23 protein-coding genes are annotated in these 21,261 nt (G+C 70.0%); 11 read left to right on the top strand and 12 right to left on the bottom strand.

Translation table 11 applies throughout. The features are described 5' to 3' along the window. The first annotated feature begins 87 nt into the window (after positions 1-87). The gene (locus KVT44_RS00765; RefSeq protein WP_217565695.1) at positions 88-1,518 is read left to right on the top strand and encodes an MFS transporter; all 1,431 of its coding nucleotides are present in this window, start codon (positions 88-90) and stop codon (positions 1,516-1,518) included. Here KVT44_RS00765 and KVT44_RS00760 read toward each other — a convergent pair. Genes KVT44_RS00760 through KVT44_RS00750 form a run of 3 tightly spaced genes read right to left on the bottom strand, consistent with a single transcriptional unit; the run spans position 1,511 to position 4,674 of the window. Then, positions 1,511-3,523, bottom strand: coding sequence for a PE-PGRS family protein (locus tag KVT44_RS00760; RefSeq protein WP_217565694.1), 2,013 nt, complete (start codon positions 3,521-3,523; stop codon positions 1,511-1,513). The two genes, KVT44_RS00765 and KVT44_RS00760, sit on opposite strands and share 8 nt — an antisense overlap. Before the next feature lie 12 nt (positions 3,524-3,535). Then, positions 3,536-3,925, bottom strand: a complete 390-nt coding sequence (locus KVT44_RS00755; protein ID WP_099922757.1) for a VOC family protein — start codon at positions 3,923-3,925, stop codon at positions 3,536-3,538. Continuing rightward, positions 3,922-4,674, bottom strand: coding sequence for a transporter substrate-binding domain-containing protein (locus KVT44_RS00750; RefSeq protein WP_190168784.1), 753 nt, complete (start codon positions 4,672-4,674; stop codon positions 3,922-3,924). Before KVT44_RS00750 ends, KVT44_RS00755 begins: the two co-directional genes overlap by 4 nt. 199 nt (positions 4,675-4,873) lie before the next feature. Here KVT44_RS00750 and KVT44_RS00745 point away from each other — a divergent pair, with 199 nt between their 5' ends. Then, complete coding sequence (locus tag KVT44_RS00745) at positions 4,874-5,080, top strand: hypothetical protein (protein ID WP_054235491.1); 207 nt, start codon at positions 4,874-4,876, stop codon at positions 5,078-5,080. Positions 5,081-5,143: 63 nt separating this feature from the next. Here the strand turns inward: KVT44_RS00745 and KVT44_RS00740 are convergent, their stop codons facing one another. Beyond that, positions 5,144-5,749, bottom strand: a complete 606-nt coding sequence (locus KVT44_RS00740) for a TetR/AcrR family transcriptional regulator (RefSeq protein WP_217565693.1) — start codon at positions 5,747-5,749, stop codon at positions 5,144-5,146. A 26-nt stretch (positions 5,750-5,775) separates the two neighbouring features. Beyond that, on the bottom strand, positions 5,776-6,780 hold the full coding sequence (locus tag KVT44_RS00735; RefSeq protein ID WP_217565692.1) for an aldo/keto reductase: 1,005 nt from the start codon (positions 6,778-6,780) through the stop codon (positions 5,776-5,778). 271 nt (positions 6,781-7,051) lie between these two features. Here KVT44_RS00735 and KVT44_RS00730 point away from each other — a divergent pair, with 271 nt between their 5' ends. Beyond that, positions 7,052-8,104, top strand: a complete 1,053-nt coding sequence (locus KVT44_RS00730; protein ID WP_060896534.1) for a chitinase — start codon at positions 7,052-7,054, stop codon at positions 8,102-8,104. Between the two features lie 101 nt (positions 8,105-8,205). Here the strand turns inward: KVT44_RS00730 and KVT44_RS00725 are convergent, their stop codons facing one another. After that, positions 8,206-8,784, bottom strand: a complete 579-nt coding sequence (locus KVT44_RS00725) for a TetR/AcrR family transcriptional regulator (protein WP_225900293.1) — start codon at positions 8,782-8,784, stop codon at positions 8,206-8,208. 125 nt (positions 8,785-8,909) lie between these two features. Between KVT44_RS00725 and KVT44_RS00720 the strand changes: the two genes are divergently transcribed. Then, the gene (locus KVT44_RS00720) at positions 8,910-9,752 is read left to right on the top strand and encodes an oxidoreductase (protein ID WP_099922752.1); all 843 of its coding nucleotides are present in this window, start codon (positions 8,910-8,912) and stop codon (positions 9,750-9,752) included. Between the two features lie 166 nt (positions 9,753-9,918). On the opposite strand, the gene KVT44_RS00715 is transcribed toward KVT44_RS00720, so the two are convergent. Further along, positions 9,919-11,301: a glycine--tRNA ligase gene (locus KVT44_RS00715; protein WP_060901977.1), complete on the bottom strand. Its 1,383-nt coding sequence runs from the start codon at positions 11,299-11,301 to the stop codon at positions 9,919-9,921. A gap of 191 nt (positions 11,302-11,492) precedes the next feature. Here KVT44_RS00715 and KVT44_RS00710 point away from each other — a divergent pair, with 191 nt between their 5' ends. From KVT44_RS00710 to KVT44_RS00695, 4 genes are read left to right on the top strand one after another with little or no spacing between them, the layout of a single operon-like run. After that, positions 11,493-12,473, top strand: coding sequence for a metal ABC transporter substrate-binding protein (locus KVT44_RS00710; protein WP_217565691.1), 981 nt, complete (start codon positions 11,493-11,495; stop codon positions 12,471-12,473). A gap of 28 nt (positions 12,474-12,501) precedes the next feature. Next, positions 12,502-13,269 carry a metal ABC transporter ATP-binding protein gene (locus KVT44_RS00705; RefSeq protein ID WP_217565690.1) on the top strand — a complete coding sequence of 256 codons (768 nt, stop codon included), beginning with the start codon at positions 12,502-12,504 and terminating at the stop codon, positions 13,267-13,269. Between the two features lie 16 nt (positions 13,270-13,285). Next, positions 13,286-14,188: a metal ABC transporter permease gene (locus tag KVT44_RS00700; RefSeq protein WP_217565689.1), complete on the top strand. Its 903-nt coding sequence runs from the start codon at positions 13,286-13,288 to the stop codon at positions 14,186-14,188. A gap of 58 nt (positions 14,189-14,246) precedes the next feature. Next, a complete protein-coding gene (locus tag KVT44_RS00695; protein WP_054235481.1) occupies positions 14,247-14,663 on the top strand; it encodes a Fur family transcriptional regulator in 417 nt (138 codons plus the stop codon). Positions 14,664-14,768: 105 nt separating this feature from the next. Here the strand turns inward: KVT44_RS00695 and KVT44_RS00690 are convergent, their stop codons facing one another. Together KVT44_RS00690 and recO are read right to left on the bottom strand one after the other, a co-directional pair. Beyond that, positions 14,769-15,614, bottom strand: coding sequence for an isoprenyl transferase (locus tag KVT44_RS00690; protein ID WP_099922750.1), 846 nt, complete (start codon positions 15,612-15,614; stop codon positions 14,769-14,771). A 22-nt stretch (positions 15,615-15,636) separates the two neighbouring features. Next, positions 15,637-16,383, bottom strand: coding sequence for a DNA repair protein RecO (gene recO, locus KVT44_RS00685; RefSeq protein ID WP_054235479.1), 747 nt, complete (start codon positions 16,381-16,383; stop codon positions 15,637-15,639). Positions 16,384-16,495: 112 nt separating this feature from the next. Between recO and KVT44_RS00680 the strand changes: the two genes are divergently transcribed. Both KVT44_RS00680 and KVT44_RS00675 read left to right on the top strand, forming a co-directional pair. Further along, positions 16,496-16,765, top strand: a complete 270-nt coding sequence (locus KVT44_RS00680) for a CopG family transcriptional regulator (protein ID WP_099922749.1) — start codon at positions 16,496-16,498, stop codon at positions 16,763-16,765. After that, entirely contained in the window at positions 16,762-17,166 is a 405-nt protein-coding gene (locus KVT44_RS00675; RefSeq protein WP_217565688.1) for a twitching motility protein PilT, read from the top strand. Before KVT44_RS00680 ends, KVT44_RS00675 begins: the two co-directional genes overlap by 4 nt. A gap of 18 nt (positions 17,167-17,184) precedes the next feature. Here KVT44_RS00675 and KVT44_RS57720 read toward each other — a convergent pair whose 3' ends face one another. Continuing rightward, positions 17,185-17,412: a hypothetical protein gene (locus KVT44_RS57720; RefSeq protein ID WP_229888783.1), complete on the bottom strand. Its 228-nt coding sequence runs from the start codon at positions 17,410-17,412 to the stop codon at positions 17,185-17,187. After that, positions 17,409-17,615 carry a hypothetical protein gene (locus KVT44_RS00665; protein WP_190168790.1) on the bottom strand — a complete coding sequence of 69 codons (207 nt, stop codon included), beginning with the start codon at positions 17,613-17,615 and terminating at the stop codon, positions 17,409-17,411. Before KVT44_RS00665 ends, KVT44_RS57720 begins: the two co-directional genes overlap by 4 nt. Before the next feature lie 282 nt (positions 17,616-17,897). Between KVT44_RS00665 and KVT44_RS00660 the strand changes: the two genes are divergently transcribed. Then, entirely contained in the window at positions 17,898-20,144 is a 2,247-nt protein-coding gene (locus KVT44_RS00660; RefSeq protein ID WP_217565687.1) for a serine/threonine-protein kinase, read from the top strand. A gap of 54 nt (positions 20,145-20,198) precedes the next feature. On the opposite strand, the gene KVT44_RS00655 is transcribed toward KVT44_RS00660, so the two are convergent. Further along, on the bottom strand, positions 20,199-21,137 hold the full coding sequence (locus KVT44_RS00655; RefSeq protein WP_254648785.1) for a DUF6879 family protein: 939 nt from the start codon (positions 21,135-21,137) through the stop codon (positions 20,199-20,201). Between the last annotated feature and the right edge of the window lie 124 nt (positions 21,138-21,261).

Raw genomic sequence — 21,261 nt, 5'->3', positions numbered from 1 at the left:
GTTCGCCGAAACCTGTTGCCAGGTAGTGCTTCTACCAGGATAAGGACACTCTGGTACCAGTCTGAGGTCAGGAGAAGTCTGGAGGACGTGACCGAAACCGGAACCCTCAGGACTCCAGTCCGCTCGCCCTCCGCGGCACCCGTGCTCAGCGGCCTCGGCCTCTTCACCGTGCTGCTCGGGGCGGCACTGCCCCTCATCGACTTCTTCATCGTCAACGTAGCCCTCCCGACCATCGGCCGGGACCTGAACGCGAGCGAAGCCGTCCTCGAACTCGTCGTCGCCGGGTACGGAGTCGCGTACGCCGTCCTGCTCGTCCTGGGCGGCCGCCTCGGCGATCTCTTCGGGCGACGCCAGTTCTTCCTCGGCGGCATGGCGGCCTTCGGCCTGACCTCCCTGGCGTGCGGGCTCGCGCCCAGCGCCTGGACGCTGGTGGCGGCGCGCGTCGCGCAGGGCGCGGCGTCCGCGGCGATGCTGCCGCAGGTGCTCGCCACCATCCAGGCGGCGACGGCCGGCCCGCACCGCGCCAAGGCCATGGGCCTGTACGGGGCCACGGCCGGTCTGTCCATGGTGGCCGGGCAGATACTCGGCGGCCTCCTCGTCGCGGCGGACATCGCGGGCACCGGCTGGCGCGCGGTGTTCCTCGTGAACGTGCCCGTCGTGATCCTCGGCCTGATCCTGGCCACGCGTGCCGTCCCCGAGACACGCTCGCAGAACCCGGAGCCGATCGACACCCCCGGCACGGTGCTGCTCGCCGTGTCCCTTCTCGCGCTCCTCGCCCCGCTCACCGAGGGCAGGGCGGCGGGCTGGCCCCTGTGGACCTGGCTGTCGCTGGCGCTGTTCCCCCTCGCGGCCGCGGCGTTCTACTTCGTCGAGCGCCGGGAGGACCGCCAGGGCCGTACGCCCCTGGTGCCGCCGAGCCTGTTCGCGCTGACCTCGCTCCGCCGGGGCCTGATCATGATCGTGCCGTTCTCGATCGGCTTCAGCGGCTTCATGTTCGTGATCGCGGTGGCGCTGCAGCGGGGTGCGGGCCTCGGTCCCGTCCCGGCGGGCCTGGCCCTGGCACCGATGGCCGCGGTCTTCTTCGTCGTCTCCCTCTGCGGCCCCCGGCTGATCGCCCGCTACGGCACCCGGATCGTCACCGCGGGCGGGCTGATCCAGGCGGTGGGCGTGGGCCTCATCGCGCTGGCCGCCTGGCGGTCCTGGCCTGACCTGGGCGTGTGGCAACTGCTGCCGGGCGCGGCGGTCGCGGGCGCGGGCCAGGCACTCCAGCTCCCCGTCCTCATCCGGATCATCCTCTCCGAGGTCCCGCCCGCCCGGGCCGGCGTCGGCAGCGGCGTCATGGCCACCACCCAGCAGTCGGCCCTCGCCGTCGGCGTCGCCACCCTGGGCACCCTCTTCCTGTCCCTCGCCTCGAGCGACGGCATGCGGGACGCCCTCGTCACCACCCTCCTGGTCCAACTGGCGGGCGTGGCCCTGACGACGGCCCTGAGCCTGCGACTGCCGCGCACGATCAGCTGAGCTGTGGGGGCAGTTGAAGCATCCGCTTCATGACGGGGACGGGCAGAGCCGGGTGCCGGGCCGCGGGCTCCGCGGTGTCGGGGTCGCGCAGCAGCCGGACGACGACCCGAGCGGGAAACCGCGCGTGCCAGAAGGCCGCCTGGCGTATGTGGCCGTGCGGGTCGTCCAGCAGCCGTACCGCCGACGCCGCCGTCAGCCGCGGGTCCTTCGCCGCCCGGTATCTGACCTCCTCGTCCGGGTCCCGGCTGAACCGCTCCACCAGTTCGGGCGTCGACTCCGGGTCGTCCAGGGCCAGTTGGCGCATCCGCGGGTTCGGGTCGTCGGCGTGACGGAGGAGGTCGTGGCGGGGGAAGTTCGGGTGGCCGTGCGGACGGTCGGGGGCGCTGAGGCTCCCGGTCCACCACTGCCACACCCGCAGCAGCATGTCGGCGGGCGCGTCGTCGCAGGACTCGGCGAGGAAGAGCTGCACGACACGGTCCTCGTCCCGGGCGAGGAGTTCCACGACGTCCGGCGGAAGACGCTTGGCGCGGGCGACGCTGCGGCGTACGAGGGGGTGGGCGGAGGCGGCCAGGCGGCGCAGGGCGGCGGGGTCGTCGTGCAGGTCCAGGACCCAGTCGAGCGGGTAGTGGTGCAGGCGCGGATCGAAGTCGATGTCGATGCCGGCTCGTTGTTCCTCGGTGAGGTCGGGTCGCGTGGAGACCGCGAAGCGGACGGACTCGTCCTGGTCCCGGCCGAGGAGGGCCACCAGGTCCGGGTCGAGGCCCGGGCCGCCCGCGAGGGAACGGCGCAGGGCGGGATCGCCGTGGTGGGCCAGGTGTTCGACGAGGTCGCGCTCCAGACGGCAGGTCCTCACGGCACGGTCCTGGAACCCCCCGTAGGCGGTGTCGGAGGCGAAGTCGGCGGCGAGGAAGACGGACCGGGGCATCGGATGGTCCTGGTGGTGCCGGAGCAGGGCCTCCGCGCGGACCTTGCCGCTGGGGTCGCCGAGCAGCTTGTGCCGGGTCTCGTTCGGGAGGTGGGGCCAGGCCCGCCGGCAGGCCGCGGCCCGCACCTCCCACGCGGGGTCGGTGGCCAGCACGGTCAACAGGTGCGCGGACAGCCCGGACAGGCGGGCGGTCTCCGCACGGATCCGGGCGGAGGGATCCACGGCGAGCCGCTCGTACCCGGGTCCGGTGAGCTCGGCACGCCGGTCCGCCGCGAGCATGGTGAGGATCCACCGGTGCCGGTCGTTCTGCTCGGCGAGGATCAGGCGGGTCCACTGGTCGGCCGTGATGTTCTGCTGGGCCTCGGCCAACTGTGCCCGTATCTGCCAGTCCGGGTGGACGATGGCGGCCTCCACGGCCGCCGTCGGCATCGCGCTGTACTTGAGGTAGGTGGACCGTCCCAGTAGACCGGCGCGCAGGTCATCGGGGGTGGCCGGGTTGAGCGCCAGCCCGTCCGCCCATGACGTGAGGAGCCGCTCCGAAGGGTCCAGCCCCTCGAACGCCGACTCCCAGACAGCGGCCCGCTCCTCAGAAGTCTCCCGGGCCGTCGCCCGCGCGGCCGCCTCCCGCCGCTCCTGCATCCGATCCACGACGGCGAGCCGGATCCCGTCGTCCTCAAATGTCGTACCCAGCAGGCTGTCGCCATCTATGGAGAGCGCGACGAACTTCGGCTCGCCGGGCCGTTCGCCCAGCACTCCGGCGAGGTCCCACCGGTCGGTGAGCCGGACCGGCGTCCAGTCCCAGGGCGCGCTGCCCGTGCAGTGGCCTGCGACGTCGATGAGGAAGACACCGTCCTCGTCGAGGACCCCGCCCGCGACCGCCAGACGGTGCCACTGCGCGTTGAACTCGCCGATCGGGTCCGCCCGGTCACCGGCCACGCGCAGCACCCGCTGCGCGTCACCCGGGACAGCCGCACGCCACGCGAACCGGGGCGACGGCACCTCCTGGACCCGTCGCTCCCCGACGACTTCCAGCCCCGCCCGCCGCAACAGCTCCCCGAGCTCGGCTGTCCCACGCGTCATGAATACGACTCCTCAGCGACGGAAGTGACGGACCAGGCAGAAGGGATGTCCTGCCGGATCGGCGTAGATGTGCCAGCCCCGCCCGTCGGAGACGTCGAGCGGCGTCGCGCCCAGAGCCAGGACCTGTTCCCGCGCTCGGTCCAGGTCGGGGACGCCGAAGTCCAGGTGGAACTGCTGGGGGCGGGCGGGATCGGGCCACTGTGGAGGCCGGTACTCCGTGGCCGGCACGCGCTGGAAGGCGAGCACGAGACCGGACGGCGTGTGCAGCGTCGACCAGGCCTCGTCGAGTGCCCAGCGCCGGTCCGGCCGGTTGACGGTGCCGCCGAGCAAGTCCTCGTAGAACTCGGCGAGTCGGAGCGGATCGGGACAGTCAAGGACCACGCACTGCAGTTCGGCGATCACGCGCCGATCCTAGGTCGGCTCCCAGGGCGGGCGAGTGGGGCGGCCAGGGTCTCCGGCTGGTGGGCGCGGCGTAGGGCGTTCGCGACGAAGCCGTTCGCCTTCAGTTCCTCGACGAGGTCGTGGAGGAAGCGGACGGTCTCGGGGTGGCGGGTCCTCGTCGTGCCGACCGCTTGGCGGATCTGCATGAACCGGTCCTCGATCAGGCGGAGTTCGGGGTGTGCCGCGACGAACTCGGTCATCGGCTGCCTGATCCCGGCCGCGACCTCCAGCCCCTCGGCCCGAAACGCCTCGACCCCGTCCTCCCCGCGCACCACGCTCGCGTGCCGAAGCGTGCGGGAGAGGAAGAGGTCGTAGGCGGACCCGCGCTTCACACCGATCCGTACGCCGGGACGGTCGACCTCGGCGACGGTCGTCAGGTCCGAGTCGCGGGGGACGGCGTACACGCCCTCGATCACGACGTACGGCGCCGTGAACGCGACCTCGGCCTCCCGCGCGGGCTCGACGGCCAGGAAGCAGAGGTCGGCACGGCCCTCCGCCATCGCCTCGTACGACTTGCGGGCCGCGTCGAAGCACAGGAGTTCCACGGGGACGTCGAGGCGGGCGGCGATCTCCCGCGCGAGGTCGACGGTGATGCCGGCCGGGGCCGTCGGTGTGCCCTGGGCCAGCACGGGATTGCCCAGGTTGATCGAGGCCCGCAGGGTGCCGTGGGGCGCGAGGTCCTTGGCGATGGCGGGAGTTCCGGTCGTCATGAGCGGAGTCTAGATCGGGGGCGGTGCGGCAGTGCGGAGGGTGGGCAGGCGGAAACGGATCGTGATCGCGTACGACCACGCGGTGAACTCGCGGCCGAAGAACCCCCGTTGATCTTCCCGATGCTGCACACTCCTTGCTGCGAAAGGCTTGCCGCCAACGCCTTGCCGGGCAAGCGGAGCGGTAACACCTGGAGGTGTCATGCTGCAGATCAACACGAGCAAGGTAAGCCGCTGGGACCAGCACGGCCGCGAGCACGTCGTCCATGTCCAGCGCGCCGGTGTACAGCGCACGATCAGATGCGACACCTGCGGCTGGCGCAAGGGCGCGCAGTTCCTGCCGTGGCTGAAGGCGGAGGAGCACCTCGCCGAGGCGCACCAGGCGACGGTGGACCCGACGGAGGGATAGTCCTCCGCCGGGGCCACGGGTCCACCGGTCCGTCGGGAACACCGGTCCGTCGGGGCCGTGGATTCAGTCGATTCGGCGGCGCAGTCCGCGCAGGACGAGGGTGACGACCGTCGAGAACTCGGCCTCGATGCCCGGCTGTTCCCACTCGTGGGCGTAGGCGGGGTCGTGGAAGCGGTTCGTGGCGTGGAAGACGGCGCGTGCCGTCGCGACGGAGTCGCCGTCCACGGTCATGAAGTCGCCCTCCATCACGCCGCGATGAATGATGTCCGAGAGCTGGTCGACCAGCTCGGCGACGTGCTCCTCGACCACCGTGCTCGCCTCGTCGAGCAGCACCGAGTACGTGGCGAACAGCTCGGGATCGTCGCCCGCCTTGTGCCGCTTGGCGGTGAACAGCGTCGCCAGCCAGTGTTCGAGCGCCTCCGGGGGTGGCGTGGACGACGGCCTGGCGATCTCCGCGAGTATCTGCGACGTACGGTCCAGCCAGCGCTTCGTGACCGCCTCCCGCAGCGCCGCCTTCGTACGGAAGTGACGGTAGACGCTGCCGTGGCTGACGCCGAGTGCGCGGGCCACGTCCACCACGGTGGCCTTCGCGGGGCCGTGGCGGCGCAGCGCCTCCTCGGTCGCCTCGAGGATGCGCTCGGCGGTCAGTGCTTCGGTGGTCGGTGCCATGTCGAAAACCGTACCTGGCTGCACTGTCAGCGGTCGGTGCCGAGATGCGACATCTGCGCCGCCGGGTAGCGGTCACCCGCGGCGGCGTCCGCCGGCACGGCCTGCTCGATCGCGGCGAGGTCGGCGTCGTCGAGCGTGACGTCCAGCGCGCCGAGCGCCTCCGTCAGCCGCTCCCGGGTCCGCGCACCGACGAGCGGCACGATGTCCTCGCCCCTCGACAGCACCCACGCGATCGCGATCTGCGCCACGCTGACGCCCTTCTGCTCCGCGATCTTCCGCAGCGCCTCGACGAGGGAGAGGTTGTGCTGGAGGTTCTCGCCCTGGAAGCGGGGGCTCATGGAACGGAAGTCGGTCGGGGCCAGCTGCCGGTCGGCCGTGAAGTGGCCGGAGATCAGCCCGCGGGACAGCACGCCGTACGCGGTGATCCCGATGCCCAGCTCACGGGTGGTCGGCAGGACCTCGTCCTCGATGCCGCGCGAGATCAGCGAGTACTCGATCTGGAGGTCGGAGATGGGGGCGGTGGCGGCGGCCCGGCGGATGGTTTCGGCGCCGACCTCGCTCAGACCGATGTGCCTGACGTGCCCCTTCTCCACAAGCTCGGCGATCGCGCCGACCGTCTCCTCGATCGGGACGTTCGGGTCGAGCCGCGCGATCCGGTACACGTCGATGTGATCGACGCCCAGGCGCTGCAGCGAGTACGCGGCGAAGTTCCGCACCGCGGCGGGGCGGCCGTCGTATCCGGACCAGCCGCCGTCCGGGTCGCGCAGGGCGCCGAACTTGACGCTGGTCAGCGCCTGCTCGCGCAGGGCCGCCGGAGCCGCGCGCAGGGCCTCGCCGATCAGCATCTCGTTGTGGCCCATGGCGTAGAAGTCGCCGGTGTCGAGGAGCGTCACGCCTGCCTCGAGGGCGGCGTGGATGGTCGCGATGGACTCGGCCCGGTCCGCCTCGCCGTACAGCGCGGACATGCCCATGCAGCCGAGACCGAGGGCGGAGACCTGGGGGCCGGTGGTTCCGAGGGGGCGGTTTTGCATGAGGACTCCCTGGTGTCCCTTGAAGGATTGGTGCCCTTTCACGATGGCATGACAGATGACAGATTTCAATATCTGTCATCTGTTATCTGTCATCCCATACTTGTCACCCGTCATCCGTCATCCGTCATCCGTCATCCGTCATCCGTCACCTGCCATCCGTCACCCGCCATCCCCCACCCCACTTTGGTCCAGACCTATTGACGACAGGTCTGGACCGCGGGCACTGTCATGCCTACGACACCTCACCGCACCCCCCACCGGGAGGCCTCGCATGATCCGTCGGAAGCTGCGTCTGTTCGCCCTCGCACTCACCGCAGCCGTCCTCGCCCCACTGTCGGTCGCCACCGCCCCCACCGCATCCGCCGCCGACACCTGCGCCGTGAAGTCCCGCCCGTCCGGGAAGGTTCTCCAGGGCTACTGGGAGAACTGGGACGGCTCTTCCAACGGAGTGCACCCGCCGTTCGGATGGACGCCGATCACCGACTCCCGTATCGCCGCGCACGGCTACAACGTGATCAACGCGGCGTTCCCGGTCATCCGCTCCGACGGCACGGCGCTGTGGGAGGACGGGATGGACACCGGTGTGAAGGTCGCGACGCCGGCGGAGATGTGCGCGGCCAAGGCGTCCGGGCAGACGATCCTGCTGTCGATCGGCGGGGCGGCGGCGGGCATCGACCTCAGTTCCTCCGCCGTCGCCGACAGGTTCGTCGCGACGATCGTGCCGATCCTGAAGAAGTACAACTTCGACGGTATCGACATCGACATCGAGACGGGCCTGGTCGGCAGTGGCAGCATCGGTCAGCTCTCCACGTCCCAGGCCAACCTGATCCGGATCATCGACGGCGTGCTGTCGCAGATGCCGGCCAACTTCGGGCTGACCATGGCGCCGGAGACCGCGTACGTCACGGGCGGCAGCATCACGTACGGCTCGATCTGGGGCGCGTATCTGCCGATCGTCAAGAAGTACGCGGACAACGGGCGCCTGTGGTGGCTGAACATGCAGTACTACAACGGCAGCATGTACGGATGCTCCGGGGACTCCTACTCCGCGGGCACCGTCCAGGGCTTCACCGCGCAGACCGACTGCCTGAACAAGGGGCTGGTCGTGCAGGGCACCACCATCAAGGTGCCCTATGACAAGCAGGTCCCGGGTCTGCCCGCCCAGTCGGGCGCCGGCGGCGGCTACATGTCACCGAGCCTGGTCTCCCAGGCGTGGCGGCACTACGGCACCGGCCTCAAGGGCCTGATGACCTGGTCGATCAACTGGGACGGCTCGAAGAACTGGACCTTCGGCGACAACGTCAAGGCGCTGCAGGGCCGTTGAGAACCAGGACGACTCGGGGAGCAGTCCACTGAGCAGTCCACTTCCAAAGCACCGCAGCAGTCTCAGCGCACCGCCGCAGTCTCAGCGCACCGCCGCAGTTCTCAGCGCGCCGCCGCGGTGAAGCCCGGAAGGATGAGGGTGAGCCAGCGATCGCGGACCTCGCGTGGCTGGTCGAGGGGAGCGGTGGCCAGCAGGAGGTAGAAGTCGGCGACGGTGACGTCCGAGTGGAGGTCACCGTCCGCCTGGCCGGCGGTGATGAGCTCGGTCAGCGCGGCGGCCGCACGCGTGTCGTTCTCGGGCGCGTACGAGGCGCCGACTCCCTGCGCGGCGGCCTTCACCGCGTGGTCCTGGGCCGCGGCCTCGATGACGCGGGAGACGAGCGCGGTGAGCTCGGTCATGGCGTGCTCCCCCGCCCGCACGCGGTCCGCCGCCTCCTCCACGGCGAGGGTCATCCGCTCGACATGCCGGGACAGGACCGCGCCGACGAGATCGGTCTTCGTGGGGTAGTGCCGGTAGAGCGTGCCCACCGCCACCCCGGCAGCCTCGGCGATCGCGTCCATGGGGACCTCGGGGCCGTGCCGGGTGATCAGCAGGTGCGCCGCGTCGAGGATCTTCTTGCGGTTGCGGACCGCGTCGGCGCGCAGCGGCCGGGCCTGGGTCATCGTGCCCTCCAGTCTCATCGAGGAGTCAAGCCTATGCGGTTCGCTTGCAGGAAAGTGAACCATGATTCATGATGAAGATGAGCCATGGTTCATCTTTACCTGGCGTTCCCGCCCCGCGAGGGGCCGACTCAAAGGTTTGCCCCATGTCCAGCAAGGTCGCCCTGGTCACCGGTGCCTCCTCCGGTATCGGTGAAGTCACCGCACTCAAGCTCCAGGAACTCGGATACACCGTGTACGGCGCTGCCCGCCGGGTGGAACGGATGTCCCGGCTCGCCGAGGCGGGCGTCCACGTCCTGCCCATGGACGTCACCGACACCGCCTCGATGCAGGCGGGTGTCGACGGGATCATCGCCGAATCGGGCCGTATCGACGTCCTGGTGAACAACGCGGGGTACGGGTCCTACGGGGCCATCGAGGACGTACCGCTGGACGAGGCGCGGGCCCAGTTCGAGGTCAACATCTTCGGTGCCGCCCGGCTGATCCAGCTCGTGCTGCCGCACATGCGGGCGCAGCGGAGCGGCACGATCGTCAACATCTCGTCCATGGGCGGCAAGATCCACACCCCGCTGGGCGGTTGGTACCACGGGACCAAGTTCGCCCTCGAAGGGCTCAGCGACTGCCTGCGCATGGAGCTCAAGCCGTTCGGCGTCGACGTGGTCATCGTCGAGCCCGGAGCCATCAGGACGGAGTGGGGCGGCATCGCCGCGGACAACCTGCGCAAGACCTCCGGCGACACCGCGTACGCGAGGCAGGCCGACGCGATGGCCGAGTCCCTGGGCTCCGAGAGCACCGCCCGCCGCAGCTCCCCGCCCTCGGTGATCGCCGACACCGTCGCCAAGGCCGTCACGGCTCGCCGCCCCAGGACCCGGTACGCCGTCGGTTTCGGGGCCAGGCCCCTCATCTTCCTGCGCCGCGCCCTGCCCGACCGCGCCTACGACGCGCTCGTCGCCCGCGCCATGGGCACACCGACCGGCGCTCGCCGCTAGGACCTGTCCGACCACTGGGACCTGTCCCACAGCTGGGACCTGTCCGGCCGCCCCGGCCCGTCTTCGGATCGGCCCGGGGCCGGGGTCGTGCGGAATGTCCGGCGATCCAAAAAAGCCCCCGGTTCCCGCATCACGGGAACCGGGGGCTTTTCATGGACAGGCCCGGTCAGCAGCCGATCAGGCGCGCGGCCAGGTAGCCCTCGATCTGGTCGAGGGAGACGCGCTCCTGCTTCATCGAGTCGCGCTCGCGCACCGTGACGGCGTTGTCGTCGAGGGTGTCGAAGTCGACCGTGACGCAGAACGGGGTGCCGATCTCGTCCTGGCGACGGTAGCGGCGGCCGATGGCGCCCGCGTCGTCGAAGTCGATGTTCCAGTGCTGGCGCAGGGCGGTGGCGAGACCCTTGGCCTTCGGGGACAGCTCGGGGTTGCGGGAGAGCGGGAGGACGGCGACCTTGACCGGCGCGAGGCGCGGGTCGAGGCGCAGCACCGTGCGCTTCTCCATCTTGCCCTTGGCGTTGGGGGCCTCGTCCTCGACGTAGGCGTCCAACAGGAACGCCAGCATCGCGCGGCCGACACCGGCGGCGGGCTCGATGACGTACGGAGTCCAGCGCTCGCCGGCCTCCTGGTCGAAGTAGGAGAGGTCCTGGCCGGAGGCCTTGGAGTGGGCGCCGAGGTCGTAGTCGGTGCGGTTGGCGACGCCCTCCAGCTCACCCCACTCGTTGCCGCCGAAGCTGAAGCGGTACTCGATGTCGGCGGTGCGCTTGGAGTAGTGGGAGAGCTTCTCCTTGGGGTGCTCGAACCAGCGCATGTTCTCTTCGCGCAGACCGAGGCCGGTGTACCAGTTCCAGCGCTCCTGCATCCAGTACTCCTGCCACTTCTCGTCCTCGCCCGGCTTGACGAAGAACTCCATCTCCATCTGCTCGAACTCGCGGGTGCGGAAGATGAAGTTGCCGGGCGTGATCTCGTTGCGGAAGGACTTGCCCATCTGCGCGATGCCGAAGGGCGGCTTGCGGCGCGAGGTCTGCTGGACCTGGGCGAAGTTGGTGAAGATGCCCTGGGCCGTCTCGGGGCGCAGGTAGGCGACGGAGCCGCTGTCCTGCGTGGGGCCGAGGTGGGTGGTGAGCAGGCCCGAGAACTGCTTGGGCTCGGTGAACGTGCCCTTGTTGCCGCAGTTGGGGCAGTTGAGGTCGGCGAGGCCGTTCTCCGGGAGGCGGCCGTGCTTCGCCTCGTAGGCCTCCTCCAGGTGGTCGGCGCGGTAGCGCTTGTGGCAGGAGGTGCACTCGGTGAGCGGGTCGGTGAAGGTGGCGACGTGCCCCGACGCGACCCATACCTCGGTCGCCAGGATCACCGACGAGTCGATACCGACGACGTCCTCGCGGGAGGTGACCATGTAGCGCCACCACTGGCGCTTGATGTTCTCCTTGAGCTCGACGCCGAGCGGGCCGTAGTCCCAGGCGGCACGCTGTCCGCCGTAGATCTCACTACTGGGGAAAACGAAGCCACGGCGCTTGCTCAGGCTGACGATGGTGTCGATCTTGTCGGCGGCCACGGTGCTCTCTTCATTACGAACGGACGGCAGCGAATGATTCAGGTTACCGGCGCCGCCCACCCTCGTATCAAATCGGTTCGGGGACACCTCGCCTCATCGTGCCCCTTACCGGCTCATTCGCCGCCTCGTTTACCTAGGGCTTACCGAAGGCTTGTTGACAATCGTTTCCAGATTTGTTGAAAATGACTGTCATGAACGTACGACGGCGCCTCGCCGCTTCTCGAATAAGCACTGCCGGGTCCGCGGCCCTGGCAGCCACCGCCGTCGGCCTCGGCGCCCTCACCGGCTGCTCGGTTTCCACGGCGGCCGGCGGCAAGAGCGACGGGAAGCTCGACATCGTGGCGTCGTTCTACCCCATGCAGTACCTCGCCGAGCAGATCGGCGGGACGCACGTGCACGTCACGAGCCTGACCCAGCCCGGTCAGGAGCCGCACGACCTGGAGATCAGCGCCCGGCAGACCGCGCAGCTCCAGTCGGCGGACGCCGTCGTCTACCTCAAGAACCTGCAGCCGGCCGTCGACGACGCCGTGGCGCAGTCCGAGGTCAAGACCAAGATCGACGCCGCGTCGCTGACGACCCTGGAGAAGCACGGCAACGAGGTCGGCGGGCACGCGGCCTCGCACGACAGCTCCAAGGGCGAGGAGTCCGGCTCCGCCGACCCGCACATCTGGCTCGACCCGGTGAAGTACGGCCAGGTCGCCGAAGGGGTCGCCAAGGCCCTCAAGAAGGCCGACCCGAAGCACGCCGCGGACTACGACAAGAACATGGCGGCACTGCGGAAGAAGTTCGCCGATCTCGACACCCAGTACAAGACCGGGCTGGCGAACACCAGGACCAAGGTCTTCATCACCACGCACGCCGCCTTCGGCTACCTCGCCGAGCGCTACGGCCTCACCGAGGAGGCCATCAACGGTCTGGACCCGGAGTCGGAGCCCAGCGCGAACCGCGTGAAGGACCTTGAGAAGATGGCGAAGGCCGACGGCGTCTCGACGGTCTTCTACGAGACGCTCGTCAGCGACAAGACCGCCAAGACCATCGCAGGCGACGCGAACCTGAAGACGGACGTCCTCGACCCGATCGAGGGCATCACCGGCAAGTCCAGGGGCAGCGACTACTTCCAGGTCATGGAGTCGAACCTGAAGGCGCTGCGAACGGCGTTGGGCGCCAAGTGACACCCAGTCCGAGTTCCAGGAGGACAGCGTGAGCGAGCCCGTCATATCCCTGCGCGGCGTGACCGCCGAGCTGGGTTCGCGCCCCGTCCTGCGCGGCATCGACCTCACCGTGCACCGCGGTGAGGTCGTCGCGCTGCTCGGCGCCAACGGCTCCGGCAAGTCGACGGCCATCCGCAGCGTCATCGGCCAGGTCCCGGTCAGCGGCGGCGAGATAGAGATCTTCGGCACCCCGCGGCGCCGCTTCCGCGACTGGAAGCGGGTGGGGTACGTGCCGCAGCGCACGACCGCCGCGGGCGGCGTGCCCGCCACGGTGACCGAGATCGTCGCCTCCGGCCGGCTCTCCCGCGCCCGCTTCGGCGTGCTGCGCAAGGCCGACCACGAGGCCGTACGGCACGCCCTGGAGCTCGTCGGCATGGCGGACCGCGCCAAGGACTCGGTGAACGCCCTGTCGGGCGGCCAGCACCAGCGCGTCCTGATCGCCCGTGCCCTCGCCTCCGAACCCGAGCTGCTGATCATGGACGAGCCGATGGCGGGCGTCGACCTCGCGAGCCAGGAGGTGCTGGCCCGGACCCTGCGCGAGCAGGTCACGGCGGGCACCACCGTCCTGCTCGTCCTGCACGAGCTGGGCCCCCTGGAGCCACTGATCGACCGCGCGGTCGTCCTGCGCGACGGCTGCGTCCTGCACGACGGCCCGCCCCCGCGGGCGGTCGGCCAGCACGCGCTGCCCGGCCACGACCACGTACACCCGCACGCGGCTCACGACGCCGAACCGATCCGGACGGGACTGCTGAGCTGATGGGACCGCAGAGCTGATGGACATCCTGAACTACGACTTCATGCAGCGGGCGCTGCTCGCCGCCGTCCTGGTGGGCATCACCGCGCCCGCCGTCGGCATCTACCTCGTCCAGCGCCGCCAGGCCCTGATGGGCGACGGCATCGGCCATGTCGCGATGACCGGTGTCGGCCTCGGCTTCCTGCTCTCCACCAACCCGGTGTGGATGGCGACGGCCGTCTCGGTCCTCGGCGCCGTGATCATGGAACTGATCCGCTGGTACGGCAAGACGCGCGGCGACATCGCGCTCGCCATGCTCTTCTACGGCGGTATGGCGGGCGGCGTGATGTTCATCAACCTCGCGCCGGGCGGGTCCAACGCCAACCTGACCTCGTACCTCTTCGGCTCGCTCTCCACGGTGAGCGAGTCCGACGTGACGGCGATCTGCGTGCTCGCGGCCTTCGTCGTCCTGGTCACTCTCGGCCTGCGCCGACAGCTGTTCGCGGTCAGCCAGGACGAGGAGTTCGCGCGGGTGACGGGTCTGCCGGTGCGCGCCCTGAACCTGCTCACCGCCGTCACCGCCGCCGTCACCGTGACGGTCGCGATGCGCGTGGTCGGCCTGCTCCTGGTCAGCGCGCTGATGGTGGTCCCGGTGGCCGCGGCCCAGCAGCTCAGCCGCAGCTTCGCCGCCACCTTCGCGATCGCGGTGGCCATCGGGGTGAGCGTGACGATCGGCGGCACCGTGACGTCGTACTACCAGGACGTGCCGCCCGGTGCGACGATCGTGTTGCTGACCATCGGCGCGTTCATCGTGCTCACCGCGCTGGCGACCCCGCTGGCCCGGCGCCGTGCCCGGGCCCTGGCCGCCGCGCAAGAGGCCGGAGACCCCGCGGAGTGCGCGATTCCGGCCACCCGCGGCCCGGAACGCAAGGTCGGCGTCTGACCACGCACAGTCCGGGCTGGCACAATGGCCGGGCAAGGGCAGACGTGAGGAGGCAACGGTGACAACCGCTGGATCGCCCGTTCGGGGCCGTTCCACCCGGCAGCGTGCCGCCGTGGCGGCGGCGCTCGACGAGGTGGACGAGTTCCGCAGTGCGCAGGAGCTCCACGACATGCTCAAGCACAAGGGTGACTCCGTCGGACTCACCACCGTGTACCGCACGCTGCAGTCCCTCGCCGACGCCGGCGAGGTCGACGTACTGCGTACCTCCGACGGCGAGTCCGTCTACCGCCGCTGCTCCACCGGCGAGCACCACCACCACCTCGTCTGCCGCGTCTGCGGCAAGGCGGTCGAGGTCGAGGGTCCGGCCGTCGAGAAGTGGGCGGAGGCGATCGCCGTCGAGCACGGCTATGTGAACGTCGCGCACACCGTGGAGATCTTCGGCACCTGTGCGGAGTGCGCTGCCGCCAAGGGGTAGCCGGGGGCTCGTTTTTTGGCCGCGGGTCGGTGGGGCTGGGCGCGCAGTTCCCCGCGCCCCTGAAGGGGGCGCCTCCTGACGGAGCGCCCCCTCACGCATCAGGCCCTATTCCGCGCGGCCCCTCATACCCTGCTCCATCGCGAGCAGTTGCTCGTTCGGGACAGCCCCGCCGAAGCGGCGGTCGCGCTGGGCGAACTCGACGCACGCCCGCCACAGGTCGCGCCGGTCGAAGTCCGGCCACAGCACGTTCTGGAAGACCATCTCGGCGTAGGCGCTCTGCCAGAGCAGGTAGTTGGAGGTGCGCTGCTCGCCGCTCGGCCGCAGGAACAGGTCCACGTCGGGCATGTCCGGGTAGTAGAGGTACTTCGCGAAGGTCTTCTCGGTGACCTTAGACGGGTCGAGCCGGCCGGCCTTGATGTCCTGAGCCAAAGCCTGCGCGGCGTCGGTGATTTCGGCGCGACCGCCGTAGTTCATGCAGAAGTACAGCGTCAGCCGGTTGTTGTCCTTGGTCTGCTCCTGGGCGATCTGGAGCTCCTTGGCCACCGACTTCCACAGCTTGGGCATCCGGCCCACCCAGCGGACCCGGATGCCGAGTTCGTCGAGCTGGTCGCGGGTCTTGCGGATGAAGTCGCGGTTGAAGTTCATCAGGAAGCGCACCTCGTCGGGCGAGCGCTTCCAGTTCTCGGTGGAGAAGGCGTACAGCGAGATGGCGCCGACCCCCATCTCGATCGCGCCCTGCAGCACGTCGAGGACGCGCTCGGCGCCGACCTTGTGCCCCTCGGTACGCGGCAGCCCGCGTTCCTTCGCCCAGCGGCCGTTCCCGTCCATGACGATCGCCACGTGGTTCGGGATCAGCTCACCGGGGAGCTTGGGCGCGACGGCGCCGGACGGGTGCGGTTCCGGCGTCTTGTACTCGCGGCGCTGGCGTCCCAGGATCCCGCGTACGACCATGTGCTTCTCGTCTCCCTCAGTCCTACTTTTCCACGTACCGGAGTGAGCGCAGCCCGCGCTCCAGATGCCAGTGCAGATAGGCCGACACCAGCCCGCTGCCCTCCCGGACGTACCGCGGCTCGCACGCGTCCGCGGTCTCCCAGTCTCCCGTCAGCAGCGCGCCGAGCAGTTCGAGGGCCCCCGCCGAGGGTACGACGCTGCCGGGCACCCGGCAGTCCACGCAGACGGAACCTCCCGCCGCGACCGAGAAGAACCGATTCGGTCCCGGCATCCCGCACTTCGCGCAGGCGCTGAAGCTGGGCGCGTAGCCGTTCACGGCGAGGGAGCGCAGCAGGAAGGCGTCGAGGACGAGGTGCGGCTCGTGCTCACCCCGGGCGAGGGTGCGCAGCCCGCCGACGAGCAGCAGATACTGCTGCACCGCGGGCTCGCCCTCGTGATCGGTGAACCGCTCGGCGGTTTCGAGCATGGCCGTACCGGCGGTGTAGCGCGCGTAGTCCGTCACGATCCCGCCGCCGTACGGAGCGATCGTCTCGCTCTGCGTGCACAGCGGCAGGCCGCGCCCGATCAGCTCGCTCCCCCGCGCGAAGAACTGCACGTCCACGTGCGAGAAGGGTTCGAGCCGCGCCCCGAACTTCGACTTGGTCCGCCGCACGCCACGGGCCACGGCCCGTACGCGGCCGTGACCGCGGGTGAGCAGCGTGATGATCCGGTCCGCCTCACCCAGCTTCTGGGTGCGCAGCACGATGCCGTCGTCGCGGAACAGACTCATGGGGCCATTCTCGCGTACGCAAGGGCATGCACCGGCGGGTGCCGTACTACTTGCCAGTGAATATGGCCGACTCGCCTGGCGGCCGACCGCTCATGTCAGTAAGACTCTCGGTATGAGCCTGGAGCGAGTCACCATCACCATCCCGAGCGAGACGCTCGACGCGGTCAAGTCGGCCGCCGAGCGCGAAGGCCTGAGTGTCTCCGCCTGGCTTTCGCGTGCCGCTGAACACGCGGCGAAGATCGAAGCCGGGCTGGCCGCGGCGGAGGAGGCCATGGCACACGTCGATCCACCCACGCCGGACGAGCAGGCATGGGTCGACGATTTCATGAACCGCGTCACTCAGCCCACGCTCACGGCCGAGCAGTCACCGGGTGCCGCGTGAACGTGCTCAGGCCCGTGGTCTATGACGCCGGGGCACTGATCGCCGCGGAACGGAACCATGCCGCTTTCTGGCGAGCCCACCGCTCCTACCTCACCGCGGGCGGCCTGCCCCTGGCACCCGCACCGGTCGTGGCGCAGGCCTGGCGGGATGGCGCCCGCCAGGCCCAGTTGGCCCGGATCCTCAACGGCTGTGAGGTCCCCGTACTCGATCACGCACTCGCCAGGAGGGTGGGGGCGCTCTTGGGACAGGCCGCCACGTCGGACCCGGTCGACGGCACCGTCGCGGTGCTGGCGGCGGACCTCGGTGCCGTGATTGTCACGTCGGACCCCGGAGACATCCAGCACCTCCTGGACCGGCTCGGTCCCGCTGGCAAGCGTGCCGAGGTCGCTCCGTTGCACTGACGTCGGCCGAACCACCGCTCACGGGACCTCACCGCGGCTGCGTGCGTTCGCATACGCCGTGGCCGCGCTGAGCCGCTCCGCCGCGGTGGCCCGTCGGACGGTGTCCGGCGCGCAGTCCCACTCCTTGCCCCCACCCAGCGGTCTCAGTTGTACGTACGGTCCCTCGTGTCCCATCACCATGCCCACCCTCCCTGTGTGCGTGTCGACGACGTACGAGCCGATCGGCGGCTTCGTCGGCGGCCTCACCGCAGGGCCGCCGCGAGCCGGGTCGCGACCTCGATGGAGCAGCCGCCCCGTTCGACACGCGGACAAGGTGCCTCGCGCGCCAAACTCGCCGGGTCGATCCGGAGCGACGGCAACGTGATTCCGGCCCTCTCCAGTGCCGCCCGCAATTCCTTCACCGTTACCTCCGCCTCTTCGACGCAGAGCGCCGCGTGCTGTGCCTTCACGCTGTTCCCCCGACTTTCCGAGTTTCACTCTTCGCGTCCCCGAGGTGACGCTCCGCATCTACACTCGGCAGGAGTCTGTCCTCTACGAGTTCGGCGCAGCGTAGGGGTTTTGGCCATGGGGAGCTCCCGCAAACCGACGGCTTGTCGGACCGCCGGCTCGTGTCCCCAACGCGCCCCACACCTCAGGCCAGCCGGCCTCGCCAGTGTTCCAGTGACGCAGGCACTAGTGTGATGCCGCGGAACAGGCGTGCGACACAGGGGATTTGGGAAAGGTGACCGGCCATGCCGCTGAGCACCGGGGAATCGGAGTCCATCGGGTCGATAGGCGGCTACACACTCGTCGACCGGCTCGGCAGCGGCGGTATGGGCGTCGTCTACCTGGGACGTTCCGCCTCGGGACGGCAGGTCGCGGTCAAGGTCGTACACGCGCAGTACGCACAGGACGAGGAGTTCCGCGTCCGCTTCCGGCAGGAGATCTCGGCGGCCCGCCGGGTGAGCGGAGCGTTCACCGCTCCCGTGGTGGACGCCGATCCGGACGCCGAAGTGCCGTGGATGGCGACGCTGTACGTGCCGGGCCGGACGCTGTCCGAAATCGTGGCGAAGGAAGGCCCGTTGAGCGGGCACGCACTGCGCACACTGGCGTTGGGGCTCGTCGAGGCGCTGCGGGACATCCACCAGGCCGGTGTGGTGCACCGGGACCTGAAGCCGAGCAACGTCCTGCTGGCCGACGACGGTCCGCGCGTCATCGACTTCGGTATCTCGCACGCCGCCGACAACCAGGCCCTCACCGTGACGGGGCGGCTGATCGGCACCCCGCCCTTCATGTCCCCGGAGCAGTTCGCCTCGCCCCGGGACGTCACCGCCGCCTCGGACGTGTTCTCGCTGGGCTCGCTGCTGGTGTACGCGGCCACCGGCAACCGCCCCTTCGACGGCGGCAGCCCGTACATGACGGGCTATCAGGTGGTGCACGAGCAGCCGGTCCTGGACGGCGTACCGGAGCCTCTCAGGAGCGTCGCCGAGCGCTGCCTGGACAAGGACGCGACCGCTCGGCCCGACCTCACCGAGCTGCACCGGCTGTTCAGGGACCTGCCGGACGTGGCGACCGCCCCGCCCACTCCGGCCGCGTCGGGCCCCTCGACCGTCGTGGGAGGCCGCAGGGCCGCCCGGAGGCACGGTGACACGACGACCTCGACCGGCTCCGGCCGGCGCGGTCGCCGGGTACGCCTCCTCGTCGCCCTCGGCGCGGCCCTGGCCGTCATGGCGGTGTCCGCGTCGGTGTACTACCTGATGGCGCGCCCGAAGAGCACCGAGGGCACGCCCGGCGGGCGGACAACCGCGTCCCGCGCCGCCGCTTCTCCCGCCGCGGCGCTCCCCACCGGCTGGAAGCCCTGGCGCGCGAACCTCACCCAGGCCCCGGACAAGGCGTACGCGGACATCTCCATCAGCGGCTCGGAATCCGGCTGTGTGGCCGGCGGCGCCTCCCTGTACTGCGCGGGGTCCGGCTTCACGGTCGCCAAGCTCGACGCCGCCTCCGGCCGCGTCGAGTGGCGGATCGGCCACACCCCGCAGACCACGCTGCCGCTCGGCGTCCGGGACGGCGTCGTGTACACCTACGAGAAGCCGGGCCTGAACGTGCACGAGACCTGGCGGCTGGTCGCCCTCTCCGCCGCCACCGGAAAACGGCTCTGGTACCGCCCGATCAACGAGGTCTGGCCCGCCGTCCTGTTCGACGGCGGCGTCCTGGCGAAGTCGGACGACGGGGAGGACGGGACGAAGTTCGTCGCCTTCGACGCCCGGACGGGCAAGGAACTGTGGCGGACACCGGCGAAGTCGTCGGTGACCAACTCCTGCTCCCCGCTGGCCCTGGACGGCGTCCCCTACGGCCTGTGCACGCAGCAGAACTCCGACACGGGCCCGACCGGCCTGGTGCGCCTCGACCCGGCCGACGGCACGGCGCATGACCTCGCCACACTGCCCCACGGGGTGGTGCCGCTCGGCACCACGGGCGGGCAGCCGCTGTTCGCGGTGCCACGGAACGCGGCGGAGGACGAGTCCGTCGACGATGCGGACACACCGTACTCAAGCCTGCTGAGGGTGAACCCGACCGGCGGTGCCCCCGTCCGGATCCCGCTGACGGGCCCCCCGCGCGGCTCGGCCACCCTCCTCGACGGCGTCGTGTACTTCGTCCGGCCCGACGGGACCGTCACCGCGGTCAGGGTGACCGACGGCGCCCGGCTCTGGCAGCGTGAGACGCAGATCGAGAATCTGTCGAAGCCGGTGCTGTCGACGACGTACGACGACCTCTTCTTCGCCAACCGCTACGGGCGGCTGCTCGCGCTCGACCGCGCGACCGGCGCCGCGCGGTGGAACACGGACAAGCTGGACGACCCGGGGAACTCACCGGAGACCACGGTCCCGAGCCTGCTGCTGGTGAAGGACGCGATCGTGGCCGTGGCGGGCGACACCGCCTTCTCCGTACGCCCGGACCGTCCCAAGGCCACACCGAAGCCGGCCGCGACCACCCACTGACGCGACGCACGACGCGACGTCACGTCACGTCACGTCGTGTCGTGTCGTGTCGTGTCACGTATCGCTGAGGCCCACGTCCCAGAGCTCCCGGAACCGCTTGACCCGCTGTCTGAGATGGTCCTCGCGGGCGTTGAGCGTGGTCTTGGCGTTCACGTGCAACAGGTCCGGCTCGACTTCGTAGCAGAGTGTCTCGTCGAAGATGACGAAGTCGTTCGTCGTGCCGCGCCGAACGTTCGGCGGGAGCTCGGACAGGGCTACGACGCGCGTGTCGATGCCCATGTTCCTCTGGTCTTCGCAGAGTCGGAGCAGCGCCGGGTCGACGCCCTCCGGCTTCTGCACGATGAACAGACGCCGCACCTTCACACCCCGTTGTGCGATGGCATCCGCCTGCGCCTGGAGATAGCGGAGGGCGGGCTCGCTGTCCCAGTAGTCCCGCTCCACGAAGCTGCTGGTGGCGTCCATGGTCTCGCTGGTGCACTTGGTGAGGTCCATCAGCCAGTCGTGGTTCTCGCCGAGGCAGTCGGCACTCATCGTGGTGAGGTTCTCCATGACCGACGCGAGGCGATCGATCTCCTCGCGGGCGAAGGCACTCACGAGGCCGGGGCCCAGGGAACTCACCCGCGTGGCGCTGCGGGCCAGTCGCGTCACCCCGTCCAAGCGGAGCATGGAGTGGTCGAGGGTGTCGAAGAGTTCGGTCGCCTCGCTGATGTCCGTGAACCTCCGGTCGACCAGGGTCCGCATCTCACGGTGGTGGCCCGCCAGACGGTCGGCGACTTCCCGTGCGTACGCCTGTTGACCGGTCTCCACCGAGGCCAGCCGCCGTTCGAAGTCGACCATGTACTGGACGATGAGCGTCGCACCGCCGATGACGATGGACACCGCGAGTTGCCACAGTTTGTTCTGGTCCTGGTTGATCAGGTTGGTCGTCACATACGCGATGGTGGCCACGACGACGGTGACCAGTGTCTTCAGCAGAACCGGCGGTATGCGCAAGCCCTCCGCCGTCCCCGGAGCCGGTATCGGTGCCGGTGCCGGTGCCGGTGCCGGTGCCGGTGCCGGTGCCCCTGACGATCCGTCCATTCCTGCCTCTCCCCCCGCGGGATCGATCCTGGGATGT

Source organism: Streptomyces sp. GbtcB7 (assembly GCF_019091445.1).
Classification (GTDB): Bacteria; Actinomycetota; Actinomycetes; order Streptomycetales; family Streptomycetaceae; genus Streptomyces; species Streptomyces mirabilis.
The sequence above is the reverse complement of the archived record's forward strand: the minus strand, read 5'-3'. Positions and strand labels throughout refer to the sequence as shown.